Origin of the sequence: Streptomyces cahuitamycinicus, from assembly GCF_002891435.1 — a bacterium.
Taxonomy (GTDB): Bacteria; Actinomycetota; Actinomycetes; order Streptomycetales; family Streptomycetaceae; genus Streptomyces; species Streptomyces cahuitamycinicus.
In genome coordinates this window covers 1-22,088 of the sequence record NZ_POUC01000054.1, presented here as the reverse complement: position 1 = coordinate 22,088, position 22,088 = coordinate 1, and the positions used below count along the sequence as shown (strand labels likewise).

At 68.4% G+C, this 22,088-nt stretch carries 23 protein-coding genes and 5 pseudogenes; 9 read left to right on the top strand and 19 right to left on the bottom strand.

Annotated elements, in window-relative coordinates:
* Nucleotides 1-252 precede the first annotated feature (252 nt).
* Together C1J00_RS10475 and C1J00_RS10470 are read left to right on the top strand one after the other, a co-directional pair.
* Nucleotides 253-1,170: an aminoglycoside phosphotransferase family protein gene (locus C1J00_RS10475; RefSeq protein ID WP_102908770.1), complete on the top strand. Its 918-nt coding sequence runs from the start codon at nt 253-255 to the stop codon at nt 1,168-1,170.
* Nucleotides 1,171-1,347: 177 nt separating this feature from the next.
* Complete coding sequence (locus C1J00_RS10470) at nt 1,348-1,950, top strand: sugar O-acetyltransferase (RefSeq protein WP_102908759.1); 603 nt, start codon at nt 1,348-1,350, stop codon at nt 1,948-1,950.
* A 561-nt stretch (nt 1,951-2,511) separates the two neighbouring features.
* On the opposite strand, the gene C1J00_RS10465 is transcribed toward C1J00_RS10470, so the two are convergent.
* Nucleotides 2,512-3,003 (bottom strand): nucleotidyltransferase domain-containing protein, encoded by a 492-nt coding sequence (locus C1J00_RS10465; RefSeq protein ID WP_180989495.1) that lies wholly within the window; start codon nt 3,001-3,003, stop codon nt 2,512-2,514.
* Between the two features lie 287 nt (nt 3,004-3,290).
* Here C1J00_RS10465 and C1J00_RS10460 point away from each other — a divergent pair, with 287 nt between their 5' ends.
* Nucleotides 3,291-3,884, top strand: coding sequence for a class I SAM-dependent methyltransferase (locus tag C1J00_RS10460; RefSeq protein ID WP_102908769.1), 594 nt, complete (start codon nt 3,291-3,293; stop codon nt 3,882-3,884).
* A 17-nt stretch (nt 3,885-3,901) separates the two neighbouring features.
* Here the strand turns inward: C1J00_RS10460 and C1J00_RS10455 are convergent, their stop codons facing one another.
* Genes C1J00_RS10455 through C1J00_RS10445 form a run of 3 tightly spaced genes read right to left on the bottom strand, consistent with a single transcriptional unit; the run spans nt 3,902 to nt 5,085 of the window.
* Nucleotides 3,902-4,150: an integrase core domain-containing protein gene (locus C1J00_RS10455; RefSeq protein WP_180989492.1), complete on the bottom strand. Its 249-nt coding sequence runs from the start codon at nt 4,148-4,150 to the stop codon at nt 3,902-3,904.
* Between the two features lie 9 nt (nt 4,151-4,159).
* The gene (locus C1J00_RS44455) at nt 4,160-4,789 is read right to left on the bottom strand and encodes an IS3 family transposase (protein ID WP_180989491.1); all 630 of its coding nucleotides are present in this window, start codon (nt 4,787-4,789) and stop codon (nt 4,160-4,162) included.
* Nucleotides 4,786-5,085: a transposase gene (locus C1J00_RS10445; protein ID WP_102908756.1), complete on the bottom strand. Its 300-nt coding sequence runs from the start codon at nt 5,083-5,085 to the stop codon at nt 4,786-4,788. Before C1J00_RS10445 ends, C1J00_RS44455 begins: the two co-directional genes overlap by 4 nt.
* Before the next feature lie 69 nt (nt 5,086-5,154).
* On the opposite strand from C1J00_RS10445, the pseudogene C1J00_RS46600 reads away from it, so the two are divergent.
* Together C1J00_RS46600 and C1J00_RS46595 are read left to right on the top strand one after the other, a co-directional pair.
* A pseudogene (locus tag C1J00_RS46600) lies at nt 5,155-5,235 on the top strand (SAM-dependent methyltransferase); the annotation flags it as partial.
* Nucleotides 5,236-5,357: 122 nt separating this feature from the next.
* Nucleotides 5,358-5,528 (top strand): annotated as a pseudogene (locus C1J00_RS46595) (DNA-binding protein); the annotation flags it as partial.
* 715 nt (nt 5,529-6,243) lie between these two features.
* Here the strand turns inward: C1J00_RS46595 and C1J00_RS10430 are convergent.
* The 6 genes and pseudogenes from C1J00_RS10430 to C1J00_RS48210 all read right to left on the bottom strand — a co-directional run.
* A complete protein-coding gene (locus tag C1J00_RS10430; protein ID WP_102908755.1) occupies nt 6,244-6,939 on the bottom strand; it encodes a contact-dependent growth inhibition system immunity protein in 696 nt (231 codons plus the stop codon).
* A gap of 37 nt (nt 6,940-6,976) precedes the next feature.
* The gene (locus C1J00_RS10425; protein WP_102908754.1) at nt 6,977-7,282 is read right to left on the bottom strand and encodes an RNase A-like domain-containing protein; all 306 of its coding nucleotides are present in this window, start codon (nt 7,280-7,282) and stop codon (nt 6,977-6,979) included.
* Between the two features lie 29 nt (nt 7,283-7,311).
* Nucleotides 7,312-7,944: a hypothetical protein gene (locus C1J00_RS10420; RefSeq protein ID WP_245936293.1), complete on the bottom strand. Its 633-nt coding sequence runs from the start codon at nt 7,942-7,944 to the stop codon at nt 7,312-7,314.
* Between the two features lie 94 nt (nt 7,945-8,038).
* Entirely contained in the window at nt 8,039-8,401 is a 363-nt protein-coding gene (locus tag C1J00_RS10415; RefSeq protein WP_102908768.1) for an RNase A-like domain-containing protein, read from the bottom strand.
* 16 nt (nt 8,402-8,417) lie between these two features.
* Nucleotides 8,418-9,764: a hypothetical protein gene (locus C1J00_RS10410; RefSeq protein WP_180989490.1), complete on the bottom strand. Its 1,347-nt coding sequence runs from the start codon at nt 9,762-9,764 to the stop codon at nt 8,418-8,420.
* Nucleotides 9,764-9,895, bottom strand: a pseudogene (locus C1J00_RS48210) (WXG100 family type VII secretion target); the annotation flags it as partial. The gene C1J00_RS10410 and the pseudogene C1J00_RS48210, both read right to left, overlap by 1 nt.
* Before the next feature lie 2 nt (nt 9,896-9,897).
* On the opposite strand from C1J00_RS48210, the pseudogene C1J00_RS10405 reads away from it, so the two are divergent.
* A pseudogene (locus C1J00_RS10405) lies at nt 9,898-10,710 on the top strand (EcsC family protein); the annotation flags it as partial.
* Between the two features lie 194 nt (nt 10,711-10,904).
* Here C1J00_RS10405 and C1J00_RS10400 read toward each other — a convergent pair.
* Both C1J00_RS10400 and C1J00_RS10395 read right to left on the bottom strand, forming a co-directional pair.
* Nucleotides 10,905-11,090 carry a DUF397 domain-containing protein gene (locus C1J00_RS10400; RefSeq protein ID WP_102908752.1) on the bottom strand — a complete coding sequence of 62 codons (186 nt, stop codon included), beginning with the start codon at nt 11,088-11,090 and terminating at the stop codon, nt 10,905-10,907.
* Nucleotides 11,087-11,967, bottom strand: a pseudogene (locus C1J00_RS10395) (helix-turn-helix domain-containing protein). The gene C1J00_RS10400 and the pseudogene C1J00_RS10395 overlap by 4 nt, the downstream one beginning before the upstream one ends.
* 166 nt (nt 11,968-12,133) lie before the next feature.
* Between C1J00_RS10395 and C1J00_RS10390 the strand changes: the two are divergent.
* From C1J00_RS10390 to C1J00_RS10380, 3 genes are all read left to right on the top strand, one after another.
* A complete protein-coding gene (locus C1J00_RS10390; RefSeq protein ID WP_102908767.1) occupies nt 12,134-12,568 on the top strand; it encodes an ATP-binding protein in 435 nt (144 codons plus the stop codon).
* Between the two features lie 97 nt (nt 12,569-12,665).
* On the top strand, nt 12,666-12,908 hold the full coding sequence (locus tag C1J00_RS10385) for a type II toxin-antitoxin system VapB family antitoxin (protein ID WP_102908766.1): 243 nt from the start codon (nt 12,666-12,668) through the stop codon (nt 12,906-12,908).
* Nucleotides 12,908-13,327 (top strand): PIN domain nuclease, encoded by a 420-nt coding sequence (locus C1J00_RS10380; RefSeq protein WP_102908751.1) that lies wholly within the window; start codon nt 12,908-12,910, stop codon nt 13,325-13,327. Before C1J00_RS10385 ends, C1J00_RS10380 begins: the two co-directional genes overlap by 1 nt.
* Before the next feature lie 46 nt (nt 13,328-13,373).
* Here the strand turns inward: C1J00_RS10380 and C1J00_RS10375 are convergent, their stop codons facing one another.
* From C1J00_RS10375 to drmB, 7 genes are all read right to left on the bottom strand, one after another.
* Nucleotides 13,374-13,733: a hypothetical protein gene (locus C1J00_RS10375; RefSeq protein WP_102908750.1), complete on the bottom strand. Its 360-nt coding sequence runs from the start codon at nt 13,731-13,733 to the stop codon at nt 13,374-13,376.
* Nucleotides 13,734-13,854: 121 nt separating this feature from the next.
* Complete coding sequence (locus C1J00_RS10370; protein WP_146046170.1) at nt 13,855-16,428, bottom strand: competence protein CoiA family protein; 2,574 nt, start codon at nt 16,426-16,428, stop codon at nt 13,855-13,857.
* Nucleotides 16,429-16,531: 103 nt separating this feature from the next.
* Nucleotides 16,532-17,068, bottom strand: a complete 537-nt coding sequence (locus tag C1J00_RS46590) for a hypothetical protein (protein WP_245936292.1) — start codon at nt 17,066-17,068, stop codon at nt 16,532-16,534.
* Nucleotides 17,029-17,631, bottom strand: coding sequence for a PDDEXK family nuclease (locus tag C1J00_RS46585; RefSeq protein ID WP_245936291.1), 603 nt, complete (start codon nt 17,629-17,631; stop codon nt 17,029-17,031). Before C1J00_RS46585 ends, C1J00_RS46590 begins: the two co-directional genes overlap by 40 nt.
* Nucleotides 17,632-17,803: 172 nt before the next feature.
* Nucleotides 17,804-19,120 carry a hypothetical protein gene (locus tag C1J00_RS10360; protein ID WP_102908765.1) on the bottom strand — a complete coding sequence of 439 codons (1,317 nt, stop codon included), beginning with the start codon at nt 19,118-19,120 and terminating at the stop codon, nt 17,804-17,806.
* 161 nt (nt 19,121-19,281) lie between these two features.
* On the bottom strand, nt 19,282-20,394 hold the full coding sequence (locus C1J00_RS10355; RefSeq protein WP_102908748.1) for a DEAD/DEAH box helicase: 1,113 nt from the start codon (nt 20,392-20,394) through the stop codon (nt 19,282-19,284).
* A partial coding sequence (gene drmB, locus C1J00_RS10350) for a DUF1998 domain-containing protein (RefSeq protein WP_102908747.1) occupies nt 20,391-22,088 on the bottom strand: 1,698 nt, incomplete at its 5' end. The genes C1J00_RS10355 and drmB, both read right to left, overlap by 4 nt.

The following is a 22,088-nucleotide window of genomic DNA, read 5'->3' as shown; positions in this document are numbered from 1 at the left end:
CCGGTCGCCCAGGGGCGGCCTCCGGCGCGCGGCTCTCGGCAAGGCTGGCGCCAAGAAAGGGGCGTGGAAGCAATCCTCACAAAACCTGGCCCAGCCTGTGTCTCTTCCTCCCTTCGCAGGACGACCGAGGGGGAACCAGGCGCCGACGGGCATTACCGTGCGGTGCCCACTTCAGGAAGTGAGGATGGTGAGCGGCACTGCGTGCTGGGCGGCACAAACGCCCGGGTCAACGTCCGGCTACCGTGGCTCCGCATGACCCATACCGAGATCGACATCACCGCAGATCTGGTCCGGGATCTGCTGCTAGACCAGCACCCTGACCTGGCCGATCGTCCCCTGAAGCTCGGCGCGCGTGGCTGGGACAACCAGCTGTGGCGGCTCGGCGACGACCTTGCCGTCCGGTTGCCCTGGGCGACGCAGTCCGCGGACGCCCTGCTGCGCAAGGAGCACGCCTGGCTACCCGCTCTGGCCCCGCGCCTTCCCCTGCCCGTTCCCGTCCCGCAACGCCTCGGCGAGCCTTCCGAGCGGTTTCCGCGACCCTGGATCGTCACCACCTGGGTGCCCGGCTCGCCCGCCGACCGCACTCCCGCCACACGTGCCGCGGAGGCGGCCGACACCTTGGCCGCCTTCCTGACAGCCCTTCACCGACATGCCCCCGACGGGGCGCCCGCCGGTCGTGGCCGCGGGGGGCCACTGGCCGACCGTGCCGAGCAATTCGCCGAGCAGTTCGCCGCGGCCATCGAGCTGGAGCTGCTCGCCGAACCGGATGCCGTCCGCGCAGTCTGGGAAGACGCCCTTGCCGCGCCCGAGTGGGCGGGCCCGGCGCTGTGGCTCCACGGCGACCTACATCCGGCCAACGTCCTCACTGCGGACGGCACCTTCTGCGGCGTGATCGACTTCGGCGACCTCTGCGCTGGCGATCCGGCCTGCGATCTCGCCGCCCCTTGGATACTGCTGCCGGACGGGGCCGCCGACCGCTTCCATGACGCCTACCGGCCGGTGGTGGACGCCGCGACCCTGCGCCGCGCCCGCGGCTGGGCGGTGCTGACAGCCCTCAGCGGCATCCTCATCGGAGAGGCCGGCCTTCATGGCCGCCCCGGCGGCAAGGCCACCTGGGGCCCACCCGCCCACGCCGCGCTACGACGCCTCATCGCAACGATCCGCCGATGAACGCGCTGTCCACCGTCGCGAGTATCGGCGCCCCGCAAATGGCTTCGGTGAAACGGCGTGGCTGCGGGGTGAAGCGGCAGACTTCTGCGAGTGCCAGATGATCTTGTGCCTGACGCACGGGCAACCAGGGCACGCTGAGCTTGTGCCCAAGGGATTGGACGAAGGGAGCGTTCCACTGTGACGCATGCTCACGAGGAAGAAGTCCTGGCCCGGATCGCCAAGGGGCTGGTGTACACGGAGTCGGAAGCGGCCTTCCAGGCCCCTCGGCGCCGCACCGAGCAGATCTTCGAGTACAACCACACACCACCGGGCGACACGGAGAAACGCCGATCGCTGCTTGTCGCGATCTTCGGCTCGGTCGGTGAACGCACGGTGCTGCTGCCGCCGTTCCACGTCGGGTTCGGCAGCAACGTGCGCATCGGCGACGACTTCTTCGGGAACGTGAACCTCACCTTCGTCGACGACGTGGACATCCGCATAGGCAACGGTGTCATGATCGCGCCCAGCGTGACACTGACCACGACGGGACACCCGGTGCATCCCTCGCGACGCGCGGACTTCGGGCGGTTCTCGGAACCGATCGTGATCGAGGACAAGGTGTGGATCGGCAGCAACGCGGTGGTCCTGCCCGGCGTCCGTATCGGATACGGCTCGGTCATCGGCGCCGGCAGCGTCGTCAGCCACAGCATTCCCCCGATGACCGTCGCGGTCGGAACCCCTTGCCGGGTGGTCCGCCCCATCACGGACGAGGACCTCACCACACGTACCGCCGGGCATTAGTGCCGGTGGCGGCGGACCACGACCACCAGCACCGTCGCTCGGACGGGCAAGCACCTTGGTCCTGACGGCAGATCAGCAGCGCCGGTCACCAGGTGGTGCCGAGGAGTTCCTCGATGGTGGTGCGAATGCGGTTGAAGCAGTTGGTGAGGCTGATCACGGAGAGCTGCTCCTTGTTGAAGGGGTCCACGACCTCCTTCCACACCTCACAGCCTTGTCACCGGACTCAACACCTTCAGCAATCACGACCGCGTGACCGTCTGACCCGCTCCGCCTGACCGCCTGACCGATGCCAGCCACCCCCTACAAGCGGACGCCGCCTACGAGGATAAGAGCAAAGCATGCCACCGAACGGTCAGCAGGGCCTGCCGGTGGAAACCGTACCGACGAGGATCGGGCGCTGTCACATCGCGGACCCTGGATCAACTTCCGTGAAGCCTGCACGCTGCGTACGACCGACGCCATGACGATCCCTCACCGAAGTTGCCTCGCTGAGGGAAGACCGCGGGCCGAAAGGGAATAGCGACAGGCGCTGGGAAAGCGATGCTCGTCTCGCTGACCGGATCAAAAATGAGTGGAGATCCCGAAGACTCGGCGGAGTTGGGCCATGTCGCGACGATCACGATCGGATGGCTCATAACCCTGGTGGAAGTAAACCTGCTGCTCAGCTGAGAGACACGGGACGGTCGTTCCGCTGATGACGCCCGTCACAAAGCATGAGGAGGGATACAGGAACGGTCGCTCCGGCTCAAACGATGCCTGCGCTGCTGAGCCGTCCTCGGCGAAGACCAGCGGGTGAAGGTCGATCTCTCGGCCGTCCAGATGCGTTACGACGAACCGGACAGGCCGCCAGTCCAGGCTCTCTGCGAAACCCATTCCGGACAGGGCCGCCATGACTGCGGCTTCATGATCCTTCCGATGCATCAAGTCCAGGTCGCGATGCCCCCGGGTCTGCTCGCCAATCAAAGCATCGATCCCCCAGCCTCCGCCGATCCAGACGTCAACCCATGCCCTTCGCAGCAGGGCCAAGACAGACAACACATCCTCAGCTGTCATCACCCAACGCAGGCTAGAAGCGATTACCTGAGACGGCGAACGAAATTCCTCCGGCCGCCGGGCGAGCCTGGGGCACATGCGGCCGAGCCCGGCAGCGCAGGCCGCGCTGGGTGGCGGGCGGCGGCTGGAGGCGGTCGAGCGGCGAGCGGCTCGCGGGCGGCAGCAGGAAGGGCATGTACCGCCTGACGCAACTCGCCTCTTTGGGCCGAGCCCGGCAGTCCGGGAAGCGGTTGATCTTTGTTCCGGAACGGGGCGTGCTTGCTGCCGGGACTTGGTGGACTGGGTGGGTGAAGATCCTGTCGCCTCGTCTCCTGTGTGCTCTTGAACGGTTCAATGCCGCCTACCCGTGGGATCACAACGCCCACTACCACCGCTGGATCCGTCGGCAACTGCCGAAACGCTTCAACCACGCCCTCGACATCGGCTCCGGCAGCGGTGACCTCGCAAGGCTCCTGGCCAGACGCGCCGCCGCTGTGACGGCAGTCGATTCTGATCCGGCAATCACCGCCCAGGCCCAGGAGCTGACTCCTGATGTGCTTCCCGTGACCTTCATCGTCGCGGATGCGGTAGCCGAGTTCCCTGCCGGCTCCTACGACGTCATCACGTGCGTCGCCACGATCCACCACATGCCGTTCGCCCAGGCCCTCACCTGTTTCCGCCGCCACCTGGCGCCGGGAGGAACCTTGGTGATCGTCGGCCTGTCCCGCGCCCAGACCCCTGTGGATCACCTGCTCGGTGTCGCCGCCATTCCGGCCAACGCCGCCATGGGCTGGCTGAAGAACAAGGGGCGTCCCTCGCCCCGGCCAGTATCCATGACGGCCTCTACTCGCTCAGCGGACATGACCTTCGACGACATTGTCCGTGATGAAGTTTCCCCGTGATCTTGGACACTTGTCGGTTATGCCGCGAGGGCGTGTTGATGCCGCTGCCTGGTCTCGGCCGGGGTGAGGTAGCCGAAGGTCTTGTGCTTGCGCAGGCGGCGGCGGTTGTAGAAGGTCTCGATGAAGGCGAAGACCTCGGCGCGGGCGGTGGCCCGGTCGGGCCAGACGCGGGTGCCGATCTCTTCCTTGAGCAGGGCCCAGAAACTCTCCGCGGCCGCGTTGTCGAAGCATGATCCGGTGCGTCCGCAGCTGTTCCGCAGTCCCAACTCCCTTATTCACTCGCAGAATTGGGTCGAGGTGTATTCGCTGCCGCGGTCACTGTGGATCACGCAGCCGGGCTCCAGGTTCCCTCGGCCGTAGGCCATGTCGAGGGCGTCCACGACGAGTTCTGCGCGGTGGTGATCAGCCATGGCATAACCGACGACCTCGCGGGTGGCCAGGTCCAGCCAGCAGGCGAGGTAGAGCCAGCCCTCGGCAGTGGGCAGGTAGGTGATGTCGCCGACCAGCTTGATCCCGGGCCGCTCGGCATGGAAGTCGCGGCCGATGAGGTCAGGGGCCGGCTTCGCCTTCTTGTCGGGCCGGGTCAACGAGCGGCGCTTGCGCCGGGTGACGCCTCGGATGTTGCGCTCGCGCATCACGCGGGCGATGCGCTTGCGGTTCACCCGCCGCCCCAGACGCCGCAGTTCGGCGTGGATGCGCGGTACACCGTAGGTGCGGCGGGAGGCGACGTGCAGCACCGTGATCTCGTGCGCGAGTGCGTCGTCGGCGGCCTGCCGGGCATGGCGGGCGGCCTCGCCCTCGCGCCACGCGTAGTAGGAGGAGCGGGCGACGTGCAGCACCCGGCACAACAGAACGATCGGGTAGTCCGCCTTCTCCGCATGGATGAACCGGCACAACGCGCTCACCGGTCGTTCTCCTTCACGAAGAAGGCGGTCGCTTTTTTCAGGATCTCGATCGTCTGCTGCTGCTCGCGGTTCTCCCGCCGCAGCCGCTTGAGCTCCTCGCGCTCGGCACTGCTCAATTCGCCGGGAGTGCCTTCGCCCCGCTCCGCCTTCGCCTTGCGGTACCAGCCGCGCAGGGACTCGGAGCTGATGCCGAGTTCCCGGGCGACCGCCGTGACCGTCTTGCCCGAGGAGTCGACGAGCGCGATCGCGTCCCGCTTGAACTCTTCGGTGTACCGCTTCGTGTACTTGCTTTCCACCTGGTGCTACTTCCTCTGGAACCTCAGGTCCCAGTCTCCAGGTGTCCACGATCAAGGGGAAGGTTCAGTGAAGCCAGAGACGTCCTCCCCGGAGCGCGGCTGCGACGACGGCTGTTCTGGCGCTATACGCTCGTTTGGAATCACTCCTGAGCGGCCTGGGCCTTCTTTGACCAGCTGTCGGTGCGGGGGCTTTTGCGGGTCGGAGATCCGGGCGCTCGCGATCAGCTCCACCAGGCCCGGCAGCAGCAGACCCAAGGCGGGGCGAGCGCCGCGTGACCCGCTCCCCCGCCATTCCCGGCGGCACGCTGGTCCTGGACAGTAAGGGGCTTTCCAAGGCCGTGCTGCGTGACCGGTCCGTCACGGGATGGCTCGCGCTGGCCCGAGCCGACGACCTCCGGGTCATCAAGGCTGCGGCCACCCTAGTGGAGGTGACCCATCCCCGACGTACGCACGCTTCCGTTCGGTGCCTGACGTGCTGGTCGGCTGGGACCAGGCGAACGAGAAGGAGATCGTCTCCGCCCAAGAGCACTTCGTTCGCGGCTCAAGATCACCCCTGATAGCAAGTCCGGCTACCCGGTGGCTGACAGCCGGCTGGCCACCATCACCAACGTCTCCGACGCGAAGGTGTCGACCGCGACCGGTTTGAAGGTCGAGGTCGACACCGACCCCGCCAACGCCTGGCGCGGCCGGCCTCGGTGCCCCGCACGCGCCTCCCCGCCACCGCGCCTGACGTTCCGCGGTTCATGGTCGCGCAAGGCCGACCGCCTGTCACCCGGGGCCAGTCCGCAGGACCTTCACCAGCCGCGAGCCGTTCCAAAAGCGCGCGTTGCCGCGCTCAGTGCGGACACCGATACATGATCGCCCTCCGCACACGCTGCATAGAGCCGAAAGAGTGGCCGCGGGCAGTGGGAGTTCCCTGGGACTTTTGTGGGACTTCCGGCCGCATCAACGAGTAAGCGCGTGAAACAGCCGAAAGACCATTCCCGCAGGTCAACGACCCGAACCCCTCCTTCGCAGCACGTCACGGCGTTCGCTAGTCTCTTCCGGGACATCTGAGCGGTGAGACTGCCGGACTCATTTCGACCTGCACTGCTGCGCGTCTGAGAGGGTCCGGCAGAACGCGCCCACGACCCGACCTGCGTGCCGGCAGAGTCTCGGCTACTCCTGCCCGGCCCGCGGCGACGGCCTGTACGCCGCGCTCGGCTGGGCGAGTCGGTCGGCGAGGTGGGCGAGCCAGCCGCTCGGGGCGTACGGGGCCGGGGGGTCGACCTCCATGCCCAGGTCTGCGACAGCCAGGGCACAGTCGGACTCGTCGAGAGTGAGGGCGAGGAATTCGTGTAGCTCGCCGACGAGGCGGGCGACGAGTTGCGGGTCGGTGGAGGTCCGGTAGTCGGCGACGGCCGCGTCATGGTCCTCGAACTCGTCCGGCATGTCCTGCGAGAACCACCCGCCGAGGAACTGGCCGAGCTCCGGGAACCGGGCGTGCCACTCCCAGTGGGTGACGGGCACAGCGGGCGGCGGCACCTCGCCCTTCTCGATGCTGCGCCTGATGTGGGCACCGACCGTGTGCAGCCACTCCTGCACTTCTCCCTCGGGCAGGCCCACGTCGGGGATGGCGTAGAACTCGCCCAGCCGCTGCCTCAGCCGTCCGGGCGGGTTCTCGGCGTACTCCCGCACCTGCCGCTCGGCGACAGCAAGAGCCCAGGGACGGGTGTGCCAAGTGTGCCGGAGGTAGGCCGTCAAGGCTTGGCCGGCTGCGTCCGGCTTGTCGTCCGCCGACTGCCCGGCATAGGCACGGATCACTTGGTCCAGTTCGCCGTAACGGCGGTCGTGTTCAAGGGGGCTAAGGGGCACGGGCAAAGACCTTCATGAATGACCAGCGGCGGATGCGCTAGAGATAGACGGGGAACGTGGCATGGACGACGAAGCCGTGCGGGGCTGAAACGTCCCGCCTGAGCACGACGCGCGCGGCACGCACGTCGACGGGCTCCCGCCCCGCCAGCATCATCGCCTGCAACAGCACCCGGCCGATGGGGTCGGCCCGCGCAGGCCAGGACGCCTCGATGGTCAGCCGGGGCCGCGTGCCCTGGGCGAGCCAGCGGTGGATGAGCTGCTCGTTGGCGGTGACGACCTGCTGCGTGACCCACTGGGCGGTCTCACGGTCGGGGTAGGTGGCGGACCGGTTCCGGGACGGCATGGCGGAGAGGACCTCTGAAGGGTTTGGGGTCATGACGGGGCGGTGTGCTCCCGCTGCATGTGGTCGTCGACGGCCTGGAGGAGGTGACGCAGCGCCTGGGGGGTCGCCCACTCGACGACGGGGGACAGGCGGTCCTCCATTGCCTGCTTCCCCGGGAAGAGCACGAGGGCGGACTGGGCCTCGGCTGCGAGCGGGGCGAGGAACTCGCCGCAGTAGGGATGCTCGGAATCGACCGCGGCCTGGAGGGAATCCTGAAGGGTCGCGTATTCCCCGTCGTACACCCAGTTGACCCCGAACCCGGAGAGCCGGGGAAATCTGACTTCGACTTCCCAACGGGACAACGGGAGCTCGTCGTAATCGTCCTGCGAGTTCTGGGCCAGGGTGCGGATCGTCCTCGCCAGCGAGTGCAGGTACGCGGCGGCGTCCGTTCCGGCACCGGCTCGGTCCAGGAGGTCATGGAACTCCTGCGGCGCGGCTTCCACGCCTTCGGCGCAGAGACCGGCGACATGGTCGAGCAGCGCGGTCACGGTTTCGATGGGACACACCCACTCCGTCGCAACGGTTGCGTGCGTGGTCCGGATGAAACGCCGCAGTTCGGCGTCGAGTGGAAGCGTTCCCTCGGAGTCCCGCACCGCGGCGGCGAGCTCCAGGACCCTCCTCATCGGACCATCGATGAAGAGACGTGTGGTGTGCACTACCAAGCTGTCACCGTCTTCATTGCCACGAACATGAACCACGAACGAACCTTACGATCTACTAAGGACTGACAGGGTACGAGGTGACGACGACGAAGGGCGGGTCAATACCCCTCTTGTACTTGAGGGCGACCTGCACGGAATGCACCTCGCTTGCCGAGGCGTTCATACCGTGCGAGGTGTAGTCACCGCGTTCCACGGTGCGACCGGTCACCTCGCTCACGGTGAGTTTGAGAGCCGGGTCCAGTTTGGAGTTGTCGGGGTTCCAGTTCGGGTTGTTGGCCATCCGCCTCTCCACCCTCTTGATCCAGTCCTCGACGCGCTGGGCATTGTTGATGTCGTCGAGTGCCCCCTGCGTCAGACGCTGCGCGGACGCCAGATCCTTGTACGTGGAGGCCGACGGGGCGTTCCCCTGGTCCCGCAGGCGCTGCTTCAGCTGGTCATCGCTGAGCCCGATGTGCTTGTCGACACCGTGGCTCCCATGAATGCCTTCCTGGCTGGCCAGGTCCAGTGGATAGAAATGGTTCCTGGGATCCTCTCCCGGGACCGTGTATGTGTGCTCGGTCCTGAACTCGTTCAGTGCCCGGGCGCCGAACGCCTGCGCGCGCCTCTTCGGCGTGGAAGGTCGGCGCACTGCGATATGCCTCGTCCAACGGTCCTACCAGCGCATCGAGACGAGGCACCAGCGCGTTGACCCGCCGGTTGTATTCGGTGACGATCGCATTGAGCCGACCGGTGTCTAGGTTGAGGACGATGCCCGCGCCGAGCTGTCCCGCTCCCTTGGCGCCCCCCTTCACCACACCTTTGAGGAGGCCCTTGACGTCGTCCATCCCGACACCGTCCTTGAGGTTCACCTCCACCTTGGGGATCGCCTCCCGGATCGCGTCCACGTAGACGTCCCACACCTCGCGATTGACGTAGACGGCTGCTTCGGCGAAGTCGTACAGCAGGTCGCCGACCTTCTGGGCGGTGTCGAACAGCACCGTCATCACTGGGTGCGAGGAGGTCTGCGACGAGGCCGAGTCGTGCTTCCACTCGTAACCTTCACGGCTCGTGCCCCACGCGGTCGTCCCCCACAGAGCGCTGCAGAACTGCCGCATGGCGTCGTGCCATTCGCTGTTGCTCTGCTTCGTGATGCTGCTCATGTGTCCGGTCAGCGTGGTCTCGGACATCGACAGCGTCGAGGTCGTCGCCATCCACGCCTGGGACAGCGAACCGAGATAGTGCTGCTGCGGGTAAGGGTAGACCTCTGCGACCTTCCCCATACGGAAGGCGTGCTTCACGATAGGGCGAAGGACCTCGCGGACGGGCTCCGGCACCCACTCCAGGAGGGTGCGGATGATGTCGTCGCCCCCGTCGTCATCACCCCACTTGAGGTTGGGTACGGGGCCGTAGGCCGGAGCCCTGTCGATGACCTGCGGCGATGGCTGAGTGACCGCCCTCGTTCGCCCGGAGGGATCGTTGGCCGCCTCCGCCGTCGCGTAGTTGTTGGCCGTCGTGGTGAAGCCGACCGCCACTCCGCCGATACTCACGACACTCTTGGCCCAGACCTCGAGGAAGCGGTTACCCACTTTGACGTACGAGGTCGCGAACGCCTGCGGAGCGGTTCCGTAACCGCCGGCGTCCGGGTACTTGTTCAGCTCGTCCATAAGGGTCTTCGCGCCCTTGTCCATCGGCGTCTGCTGGGCGGCGACCCCCGCCGACACCCGGTGGAGGTCGGACGGCTTGACGTCGATGGTGCCGTTCTGCCCTCCGGGCGCTTGCGCACCCGGCTGCGTGCCGGCCATCAGCGCGCACCCCAGCCCCGCAGCACGGCCTGATGTGCGGCCGTGTAATTGACGTGAGAGGTGGTCGCACAGGCGTGAAGCCACTTCTGCGCCGCCTGCAGGTCCTGCGCCGAGCGGCCCCAATCGTCGAGGGGTGGGGGCCACGCTCAACGACCACTGGCAGCGCCGCAACAACCGCCGTGGCCTGCCGAACTGGGCGAGCACCGCGCTGAGTCGCACCGGCGAGGCCGCCGGGAAAGCCACCAGACGGGTCACCGACGCCGTCCCGGACGCGATCTCGGAACCGATGCGGCGCGCGGGCGACGCGGTCGCCGACAAGACCATGCGACCGGCGCTGGCGGGCGCGGCGGCGTTGCTCGAACTGGTCAACGAATGGGCCATGGAGCTCAACGACCCGAAGAACGTCGAGAAGCTCGCCCGCAAGCAGGGGCTCGAACTCGACACTTTCACCGAACTGCGGAAGCAGGACCTCAAGGTCTGCGACCGGCTGCTGACCCGCAACACCCTCAAGTGGCGCACCGCCGGCGCGTTCGAAGGCGGCGCCATGGGCCTGCTGGCCATGGTCCCCGTCGCCGGTATCCCCGCCGCGATGACGGCGGACATCCTCGTCATCCAGGTACTGAGCACGTCGATCGCCTCGCGTATCGCGTACTCGTACGGCTACGACGCCAAGGACCCCGACGAACAGGTCTTCATCCAGCGCCTGGTACGCCGGTCCTTCATGGCCCAGGCGGCCAAGGCCGAGCCGTTGCGTGACACCGCTCGGGCGGCGCACGCCATCAAGGGACGCGTCAAATGGTCGGAGAAGCTCCGCAACGACCACCGTCTCCTGGCCGCCCTGGAGAAGTTGATGAAGCAGCTCGGCCCGGCCGGCTCCAGGGTGCCGGTGCAGAACGTGGCCAAGGTCGTACCGTTCGTGGGCATCCTCATCGGCGCGGGCATGAACTCCGCGGTCCTCGGCAGGGTGGCCAAGGACGCCCAGCGGTACTGCCAGACCCGCTTTCTGTGCGAGAAGTACGGGCTGCCGCTGCCAGCCGCACTGGCCACCGACGACGAGGACGACGCCCCCCAGGCCGACGCCCCGCGAGTGCTGCGGTGGCGCCTGAACCGAGGCGCCCTCGTCACGTCCGCCGATCTCCCTCAGGCGTTGTCGACGAACCGCACGAAGGACGCCCAGCCCTCACGGCCCACGGCGAAGGGCAGGCGGGCCAGGTCCTTGGAGTCCCGTACGTGGATGGCCTGCTCGGTAACGGCAACCTCCACACAGTCGTCGCCCGAGCTACCGCTATAGCTTGACTTGAACCAGGCGAGTTCCGTCGTGGTCATGTCTCTCCTCGCAGTCGCTCCAGCAAGGCCCGGGAATCTTTGGGGTGCAGGGCCTGCGACCGCAGTGTGTCATAGCGCTGCTGGAGAACTCTCACCTCTTTCGAGTCGCCAATCAGCCGCCCGCTCTCTTGGCCCTCCGAGTATGCGAGTCGACGCCCATCCGGGGTCTCCAGTAGACGCAGAGGCCCATCCATACACGAGTGGTACTCGGCTTCCAGCGGCATGATCTGCAACGTCACGTTGCGAGGCAACGTGCGCTCCAGAACGTGGTTCAGTTGCTCGCGCCGTACCTCAGCACCGCCCAGCCTCCGCCGCAGGACCGCTTCCTCAACGATGAAGTGAAACGGAACTGTCGGACGCTCGTACAGCATCCGCTGCCGCTCCATCCTCGCCTCAACCTGAGCCTCCAACTGCTCATCCGTCAGCAGCGGGATCCGATTCTCGAAGAGTGCCCGCGCATACGCCTCCGACTGCAACAACCCCGGCACCAGCCTGCACTCGTACGTACACAAGCTCACCGCCTCCCGCTCCAGCCGGGCCACCGCCGGAACCAGGCCGCCAGCCCCGCCTCGCCCCGGGTGAGATGCCTGGCGGCCTTCCGCAGGGCTCCGGTGTTGCCGAGGGCCTCCTCCGCGCGGTCCACGAAGGGGATGTCCGGCATGCGGCGCCCCAACTCCACCGATTCGACGGTGTGTTTGGAGTAGCGCACCCTCTCGGCGAGTTCGGCCCGGCTGAGCCCCGCGTGCTCGCGCAGCGCCTGGACGACCGCGCCGAACGTGCGCAGACTGTCGGAGGGATGGGGTTCACGCTCCCACTCCCCCGCCGGAACCGCCCGCGCCTCGACGCCCTCGACCACGTCCCCTTCGACCATGCCCATCCGCCGCCCCTCTCTCCGTACCGAGGCGGCTCCTCACGCCACCCGCACTCGCCACTCAGCGTGACGGAACGCAGGGCGTACTGTCCACTCCGTGTGCCCGTACGCTGACTCCGCGTACGGGGTGCCGTACTCGCTCCCACCCGTGCGCGACGGCCACCCTGGCGTCATGAACCAACCTGCTCCCCAACTGGCAGCCCCCACCCACACCTTCACGCAACTGCTGTCGTCCACCCGACACTGTGCCCAGCTCGCCCGGCTGCTCGCGGTGACCCAACTGCGATCCTGGGGCGCCGGGCAGGACCTCACGGAGCGTGCCGAGACGGTGGTGGCGGAGCTTTCCGCGAACGCCGTCCTCCACGGCCGCTCACCTGGCCGCAGCTTCCGGCTCACGCTCGTCCTCGACCCGTCGGGCGGGCGGCTGCGCGTCGAGGTCACCGACGCTCGCGGGGACCTGCTCCCGCACATCACCCCGACGGACACCGACACACTCCACACCGGTGGGCGCGGCCTGCCCTTCGTCGCCGCCCTGGCCGACCACTGGGACTGCGTCCCCTACCCTCCCAGCGGCAAGACCGTCCGCGCGGTGCTCTCGACGCCGTAAGGACGGCTGCCCGCCTGCACGTGTCGAACGATATCTATCCCACGTGAAGAGTGATATCGTTTTGCGAGGCAAGGTCACCTTCGAAGGGATCATCCACATGGCCAGAACCGTCATCGACCTCGATGAGGACATGGTCGCCGAGGCCATGCGCATCTACGGGACCAAAACGAAGGCCAAAGCCGTCCGTCTCGCCATGGAGGACGCCGTCAAGAGGCACCTGCGGCAGGAGGGCTTCGACGCCATGGAGGCCGGGGAGCTCGACTTCAGTGAGATCGTCGAGACCACCGGGCCCCGCAACGCAGACGGCTCCCTCAAGCGCGACGGAGGCCGGGCCGCCTGATGCAGGACCGGTACCTGATCGACAAGTCCGCCCTCGCCCGCTGGACGAAGCCGAGTGTCAAGGAGGTGCTCAAGCCTCTGCACGAGCGCTACCTCCTGGCCGTGTGCCGGCCCACCGAGTTCGAGATGATCCACTCCGCTCGGGACAGCTCGGAAGCGACGCGGATCAGCACATGGCTCCACGCCTTCGACTACCTCCGCACGGACGACGACACCTTCACCCGCGCCCTCGAGATCCAGCGCCATGCCCTCAACGCAGGCTTCCACCGCGCTCTGTCCCTGCCCGACCTGCTGATCGCCGCCACAGCGGAGCTGAACCGGCGAACGGTCCTCCACTACGACGGAGACTTCGACATGATCGCCTCCCTCACCGGCCAGCCCACCGAATGGGTTGTCCCGCCGGGCAGCGCCGACCGGTGAGGGGGCCCGCAACCGCCACCGTCCCGTGCGAACCTCGGGGTGAGTTTCATGCTGTGGTGCCGCCCGGAGCGATTCGGGGCAGCTCGGAGAAGGCGCCCTCCCAGACCTCGCGGATGTAGGGGCTGACCAGGCGACGCAGTACGGGCCACTGCTCGGCCAGCAGCCGGTGGTGGAGGAAGGCCGCCAGGTCCTCGCGCAGGCCCTCGGCGAGGACGGTCCTGTAGAGCGTCATCCGGGACTTCGGGCGGTCCAGGCTGTAGGTCGCCCGCCCGGACCAGACGATGTGGAGCGGCAGGTCGACGGTGCCCTCGACGGGACCGGTGAGCTGCTGCAGGTCCTCGGGCAGCCGACTGCGGTAGCGGTCCCGCAGCACTTCGGCGCGGGGGGCGGGGGTCGTCGCGTCCATGCGTCCTGTATCGCTGGTGGGAGGTGACCGGCTAGCGGATACGGTACTGACGACGCCGGTCGGAGCGTGACGCACACGGCTTCGCCGTCGCCTCGCCACGGATGTCGATCCAGTGGCCTGTTCACCGTCGGTAACGCCAGATCTGCCGCAACCGCAGAGCTTCCATGGCCCGATGGGTTTCGAGCTCCGCATCAGGGACGGGCTCCCGGCCGCAACCGAGACGCACCAGGTGGTAGAGCCGGTGCGGGGCGGCCACGGAATGGTCGACCAGCGTGGACAGGAGCGGTTCGTTCCCCGGTGTGCCCCGGTCCGCCGCGACGAGCAACGCGACCTGGTCGTCGGGGTGCAGGAACGGGAGCTGCCCACCCGCTCGAAGACGGAGATCGCCCCAGCTCAGGGGAGTGCCGTCGGCGCGAGCCAGTTCCTTGAGGATGTCGCGGACCGTGGGGGCCAGCTTGTCGATCCCTTCGGTCGGCAGGCGGTCGTCCCGCGGTGGCCCGGCGGTGCGGCACGTCCCCGCCGATGCGTTCCGTGAGGCGGCCGCCGCCTGGGCGGAGCGCTCGGCGGACCTCCGATCCTCCAGCCTGCTCCGCCACCGCTCGACGAGCTTGGTTTCCGCGGCGGGCAGCGGTTGGGCGAGCTGACCGCGATGTTTCCCGATCTCGTCGAGCAGCCGCAGCAGGTCCTGGGTGCGCCGGTGCCCGTGGGTCCGGTCCAGCTCACCAAGCAGGCGTCGGATCTTCCTGAGGTTCGGATCCTTCTTCTCGACCGGCTTCGGTTCGAGGGCCTTGGCCGGTTTCGGTTTGGGAGCGACGGCCCGACGCTCCGCCCTGGCCGGGGTGACGGTGATGGGGCGGCCGATCAGACCGATGAGGAGGCCGAGGAGTCGGTCGCCCTCTCCCAGCCAGTCGCGCAGCGCCCGCCCCCGGGAGCGGACTTCCTCGTACCGTCGGAGATGCTCTTCTCCTTGCCGAATCGCCTGTGAGAGCCGCTGGGCTCGCGCCCCCTTCGTCCGGGCTCGGGTCCTCGCCGCCTCCTCCAGCTTCTCCCGCATCTCCGCGCGTCTCCGGTGTGCCTGCTCCAGGTCGCTCCCGATGGGTGCCCGCTCCCCGGTGGCCGGCCGCTTCGCAGCGGACGGCGGAGCGGCCGACGCGCGTGTCCTCCGGTGTCCGTACGCCCCGTGCGTCTTCTTGGTCTCAGCCGCCGCCCACTGCTGCAGGGCGAACTCCGAGGCCGGCTCGGCGGCTCCGAGGCGGCTCAGTACCTGCCCCAGGTACGGAAGGGGCCTCCCCAGGTGGGTGACGACCAGGACGCTCAGCAGCGGGTGGTCGGGCACCCGCGGCTTGTCCACCTCGACCAGCAGTTCCTGGCGCTTGGGGTTCGGCAGGTCGTGGACCCACCTGCCGAGCCTCTCGGTCAGCTCGCCCCAGGTGATCGTGGCGCCCTTCGCCGCGACCCCCTCCAGCACCTTCCTGAGCTCGTCGGCCGCCTTCCCCGGTGCGGTCTCCGGCGTCTTGGGCCCGCTGGCCGCGGGTTCGGTGAGCGGGGTCCGCTCACAAGTGCTGGAGGCGCGGGCCGCCGGGACGTACTTCTCGTCGAGCGCGACGCTGGGACGCCACAGCCCGGTGCGTTCCGCCTCCAGGCCGTTGAGCCGTACCAGGGCGTCGGCCCGGACCGCCCAGGAGGAGCCGTTTCCCTCGACGACGTCCGTGACCAGCAGCCGGACCGAACCCGCGAGCTGGTAGACGTACTGGTCCGTGGGAGCCGGCACCGTGTCGGGCAGGGACAGACAGGCCCGGACGATGCGGCTTCCCGCCGGCTTGACGAAGCCGGGAATCAGGCGCCTGCCGGGCACGTCCAAGAGGGATGAGGACAGGGGGGCCGCTTCCGTGTCCACCGCGAACACGACCTGTCCGCGGGGAAGGGCAACGCTGCCGGGAAACGGCTCGCAGCCGATACCGTCGTCGCGGACCGCCCCCTCGGCACGCAGCTCTTCGAGCGCGGGCGTGACGAGGCCGCTCTCGGTCATCCGGCAGTCCTCCAGGGGAGCCCAGGGCGTCTTCTTCCCGTCGGTCAGGGTGCCGATGAACACGCGACGGTCATTGCCCTCGGTCTCGCACCGCACGAGGAGCGCGTACCCGCGACGCGCCGCCATGTCGCGGGCGAGCGCGTCGTCCCGGCCGAAGACCCACTCGATACGGCCTTCCCTCGCGCCCAGGCTGTCCGCCGCCCTGCGCCAGCTCCGGTAGTCCTCCGGGTGGAGCTCGAACCGGAGGTGCGTCTTCGCGTGACGCAACCGGAAGTCCACGGCATCGCCGTGGCAGTGCCCGAAGCTGCGCAGTTCACCCTGGGCTGCGTGCCCCTGCCCGGCCAGCCAGCGAGTGACATGGGCCTTGACGAACAAGTGGTCGGCGCCGTCCGCGCTGTTGGTGGTCCGGTGGCACTCCCCACGGCCGGGGTCGGCTTCATGGGCGAAGTGGCAGACCCTCGTCACATACCGCTTGGGGCGCAGCGGTTCTCCGCAGCCGCCGAGCAGCGTGCCGCACCAGAAATCGTCCCTCCCGAACTGACGGATGAACTCGTCCAGGTTGTGCGGCTGTTCAGGGAGAATCACCGGCTGGTCCGAGTCACAGCCTCCGATGACCGCGGTCTGGATGAGACGGGTGTCGATCTGCCCCAACGTCGGATCCTCCATGAGCACGTGAGACAACTGCTTCGAAAGACAGGGAATTGAAGCGCCCACCCGGCATCAGTCACGCGGGACGGCGGTCCGCGTCGAGATGGGCATGCCTCCGGCATCAGAAGAGATTGGATGTCTCGCCGAAGTCGCTCATCGGCCTCCCGCTGGCCTCTCGGAACTCGTCCGAGCTGTAGTGAAGCTGGAAGGTGTGGGTGTGGTTCTCGTCAACCCAGTACATGGTGATGGCGGAGAGCAGGTTCCGCGTCATCCAGTGAGTGCGGGACCGCGTTCCCTCCTCCTGGTCCAGGATCCATGCCTCGACCTGTTCCGGCAGGCTGAAGGTCAGCCTGTAGGCATGGCCTTCGCGCGGTTCGATCAGCCACACGGGATGCCCCACCGGCCGGTGGATCCTGTGCACGCGGACGGCGTGGGTGGGCTGTTCGCGCGCGTGTCTGACGAAGGCATGGAGATCGTCGGAGACGAGCCCGAGGACGAAAGGAGCGGCGGGAAAGGCCAGGACGAGTCCCAGGGACGACCGGCGGCGCAGGCCCGCCGCCAACGTGTCGAGCGGATCGGTCACCGCGGAGGCATCGGCTGCGGGTTCGTCCCACAGATTCAGCAGGTGCCGTCGTAAATAATTGCGGATCTCGTACACAGTGGGCCGCTGACTCGCGGCATCGGCTTCATGGCGTCGTAGACCGACTTGGCCGCCACCCTCACCAGGTCGCGCAGCGGCCGGAAGTCGGGCAGAGACAAGTCGATGAGAGAGATCTGATGGGCGAGCGCGAACTCCTGGGCATCCTGGGTGAACCCCGATGTCGAGAAGATCGCGTAGCTGTAGTGATAGCGCGTCCTCGGGCGGTGCGGGCCGGAGCCGTTGCTCAGTGTGGTGACGACGTTTTCATTGAGGTCATGCACGACACCATGGCCGTTGCGCACGGTGGGGAGACCGACCTTGATGCGTGTGAACTTCGCCTCGGCGAACAGGCGGATCGGGAGTGAGAACGGGGGCACGTACTGGAACTCGCCCAGGGTGTCCGCCTGGTGCCAGGCCCCGCGGCCCCGCACCACCAGTCCGTGTTTGCGTTTCTCCAACACCTTCCACGGCGGCCTGGCCGAGTCGTCCTGTTCCGTCAGCAGACGGTACCCACTGGACCGCAGCAGCCAGGCGAGGACCTCTTCGAGAAGGTACCCCCGCAGTGTTTCGAGCCTCACCATGGCGTGACCCTATGCACGCGAGTCCTGATTGGTCATCAGAATGGCATATTTTCCTGCCCCCTCAGCACGCGTCCTGACGCGAGATCCGGCAGGTTCCCGCTTCAGGAACGACGTGACCTAGTTCCGGGAGGGAGGACAGTGCGCACCACTCACCAGGTGAGTGCGAGCGTGCCTACGCGTCAGCGGGCAGCGCGGGGAACACGACCACGGAGCCGTCCCTGTCACGGACGATCTCGATCGCCACGTCTGTGGTGCGGCCGTTGACCGCGACGCCGTCGCCCAGCCGGTGGATCCGGTGTGTCGCGCGCATCAGGCGATCCACCTCACCAGGCGTGAAGACGGGCCGCAAACCGTTCGGGCGTGCCAGCTCCAGCGCCGACAGGCGTACCAGGACACCGGCGATGCCCGACTCCAGTTCGTCGAGGCGCTGCTGATCGCGCTTGAGTGCGCGCGTGAAGTTCTCGAACAGGTTGTCAGGGTCGCTCTGGGCATGCTCGACGGCCTGCAGGACGTTGACTCGCTGCTTCAGCGCAATGGCCAAGGCAGCGAGTTCGAGGTGGGCGCGGAACACGCCGCCTTGGTCGTCGACGCCGGGGAACGCCTTGGTCAGCATGCCGATCTCGACGGGCTCGCCGTCGGGCAGCTTGTCGAGTGCGCTCTGCCACCGGGCAAGGCGGCGGTCAGCGGCGCCCAGCGCCGTGTTGATGGCATGCACCGCCGAATCCAGTCCCAGCGAGACACCGAGCTTGCCCTGGTCGAGAAGAATGGCAGTGGCTTTGTCGATGGCATCGCGGCAGCCGTCGAGTTCGCTGTGCTCGTCGTCGAGTTTGTCTTCGTGCAGTTGCTCCAGCAGTTCTGTGATGTGTTCGATAGCCTGCTGGCGCTTGCGGTCGGCGTTCGCGCTCACCCCCACCGCCACGGCCATGAGCACGAGCGGCGCGGCCACGGTGAGCGCAGCGCTGCCGGCGACCGCGACGCCGGCTGTCGCACCGGCTCCACCGACTGCGCCCGCTGCTGCCGCCTGGCCGACTGGCACGAACGTCGCGCCGGCGACGATACGCCCCGTTGAGTCCACGAGTGGGCCGCGGACGCCACCGCACACCGCCTTCGCCGCCATCGGGCGAATGATGCCCTGACCGAACTGGGCGGCGACCTTCGCCGGAACCACCATGCGATACAGGCCTTCGCCGGCAGCGGTCGCCGTAGCCGCCGTGGAGGAACTCCGCGCTGATTGCGTGACGAGCTGCGACAAGTGCTGTGCCAGGGGACTCACCGCATCGAGCGGGATGCCTCGGCTGCGGTCGAGCTTGTCGGGCAGCGGATGCACCTCAAGTGTGGCGATCGGCTCGTCGGCAAGGGCGGCCAGCACGCTGCGCAGTTCACCCAGGCGCTCAGCCGTCATCGGCTTGTCTCCGGTCAATGCGGGCACCCGGACGTCGCCGGTCGCCAGCGTCCACACCGGAACGGTCGCCTTGCGGTAGTTGATCATCGTCTCCACCTAAATTCCACACAACAGCCTACGGCTGACGTCCGGTAAGAACGGTGAATCCTCGTCCTCTCCGATCCCAGCGCTCGGACGTCACTCGCCACACAGCGGGCCGTGCCACAACCGGGCCGGCTCATCGCATCCTCGCAGCCGCAGCCGCGCCGTCACCGCGTCTGCACCCACCCCTGCAGCCCCTCCAGGTGCCGCGGCAGCCGGGTGCCCCGCCAGCCCAGCACCAGCCGCTCCCGCGCCCGGGTGATCATGACGTAGTAGGCCATGCGGAGAGTCGCCGCCGTGGGGTCGGTGGCGGCGTCGGATTCCGCGTCGGCGACGACGACGGTGTCGAAGTCGAGACCCTTGGCGCTGGCGCGGTGGACGACGACCACGCCGGGGCGGGTGAGGTCCAGGTCGCGGTAGCGGCCGGAGGAGGCCGTCGAGCTGTACAGCTGGGGGTCGTGGGCGAGGCCGGCCCGTTCCAGGCGGCGCATCAGGTCGGACGCCGTACGCAGGGAGTTGACGATGACGCCTATGCGATGCCGCGGCTGCTCGGCAGCCATGGTGGCGATGTCGGCGGCGAGGTCCTTGTCGCCCGGGTAGTGGCGGACGACGGGTAGTGGGCCGCTGCGGAAGGGCGGCTCGGGGCGGGTGCCGCCGACGCGGAACCGCTCGGCCAGGGCGGCGATCTCGCGGGTGTTGCGGTGGTTGCCGCCGACCTCGGCGCCTGCCGTGGTGCGGCCGAGGGCGGTGGTGATCTCGGTGAGGGTGGAGTTCGTCTCGGTGAGGCGCTGGCACTCGTCGGCGAACACCGTGACGGAGGCGGCGGCGATCCGGACCAGCCGGTAGAAGCCCGGCGGCAGGTCCTGGCCCTCGTCGACGACGAGGTGGGGCGTGGCCGAGTCGTCCGCGCCGAGCTTCTCGGCGGCGAGGCCGGTGAGGGACGTCCAGTCGAACCAGCCGTCCTGGGTGCGCGGTGCGCCGTATCCGAAGTGCCGCAGGACCCAGCCGTGCACGGTGGCGGCCTCGACGGGGGCGCCAGGGACCGTGAGGCCCTGAAGGGTGTCGCGCAGGAGCTGACGAAGGAGGTTGGAGCGCGACAGGAACACGGTGGGGCGGCCGGTGAGGGCCAGGTGGACGGCTCGGTGCGCGGCCAGCAGGCTCTTGCCGCTGCCGGGCGGGCCGCTGACGACGTGGTGGCCGGTCAGCGGCAGGGCATCAAGGCAGTCGCGCTGAACCGGGGTGAGGTCGGGGTGGAGGACGGGGGCGTTAGTGGTGGTCATGCGGGTCCTCCCAGGACAGTGGCCGCGTACTCGCGGCTCGCGGTGAGGACGTCGGTGAAGTAGCCGGGGACGCGGGCGGAGCCGACGACCAGAGCGCGGTCCAGGAGGGTGTTGCCGGTCTGACAGCTCGTCTCGGGCAGCAGGGTGCAGGCATGGCAGGCGGCCCGGTTGAGGTTGCCGAAGCCCTGGCCGGTGTGCTCGGCACACAGCGGGTCGGCGGAGCACCAGGCGGCCGCCTCCAGCATTCGGACGAGCGTCTCGGCGAAGTGCGGTGCCTCGCCCTGCCGGACCAGGCCGCCGAGGGTGCCCTCCGCGTCACCGGCGGCCGTGTAGATCAGCAGTCCGCGCTGGCCGTACTCGGGGCGGCCGTACACGCGCTCGCGCAGGCTCGCGGTGGTGTAGCCGGAGTCGAAGGAGAGCTGGCGGATGAGCAGGTGGGCGAGGGTGTGCAGGAGGAGGAACCGGGGTGAGAGATCGCTGCCGACGGTCTCGGCCAGCTGCTCGTCGCGGAACGACGCGTCCAGGTCCGTACGGACGCCGTGGACGTGTGCCTGCACGCGCGGGTCGTTCTCCCAGGCGGTGAGGCGCTGTTCGTCGAGGGTGAGCACGATGCCCTCCCCATAGACCTCGGTCGCGGGCAGCCAGCGCAGGCGGCCGCTGGTGTCGGCGCGGACGAGGGCGCCGTGCGGGGAGTGCCGGCGGAAACCGGTCAGGGCCCGTACCTCGCGGAGACGGTCGGCGAGGACGACCCCGCCGATGTGCGCGTCGAGGGTGGCCCAGGGCTCCTCGGTTTCACCGGCGAGGCCGAGTCCACCGCGACGGACCGCGAACTCCGCGGTGGGTTCCGGGAGTTCGACGGCGTCGAAGGCATACCACTCGTCGCGGCTCAGGTCGAGCTTCGCGGGCTCCGGCCGGTCGGCGGGCTGGGCCGCGGGGGCGCCGGTGGCCTCGGCGACGAGCTGGTCGATGAGGCTGTCGGGGGCGTCGGTGTCCTCCTTGATGTAGCCGCGGAAGGAGTCGGCCCGGGATGTGCCGAGTGCGTCGAGAAAATTCGTCCAGTAGCCGTGGCCGCGGACCGCCTCCGCCAAGTCCGTTTCCGCCCGAGGAGGTTCGTCGGTCCGGGGGATGTCGAGGGCCGAGAAGACGACCGGGTAGTACACGTTGCCGGCGGTGCGCTGCACGATGTGGACCTGCTGGCCGCAGGAGGCCTTGCCGTTCGGACGCTGCCAGGGGTTGCGGCCCGGGCAGTGGCCGCCCTGGGGGCCGAGGATGTCGAGCAGGTCCCGCTCGGCCCCGCACGACGTGCCGCCCTCCCCGGTCGCTCCGCAGCGCACCGAGAGCGCTTCGAGTCCGGAGGCGCGGTCGGCGACCCGGAAACTGAGCCGTCGTGCCTTCCAGGCGTGCTTCGACTCGGCGCAGGTGGCTCGCAGTTCGGGGGCCAGCTTTGAGTGGGCCCAGTACCACCAGTCGACGTCGTCGAGGTGACCGTCCGCGCAGATGCGGACGAACCGCATGGGGGTGAGGCGGGGTGCGGCGGAGCAGGACGTGCAGACGGGCGGCTCGCCGGGCTTCTCCTGCTCGTGCAGGAAGCGGACCATGGCCCGGCAGGATCCGCAGAACAGCCAGCCGGGGAAGCGTACGTAGGGGACGCCGGGGCGGTCGGGCCGGTCGTAGCGGTCGTTGAGGGTGTGGGG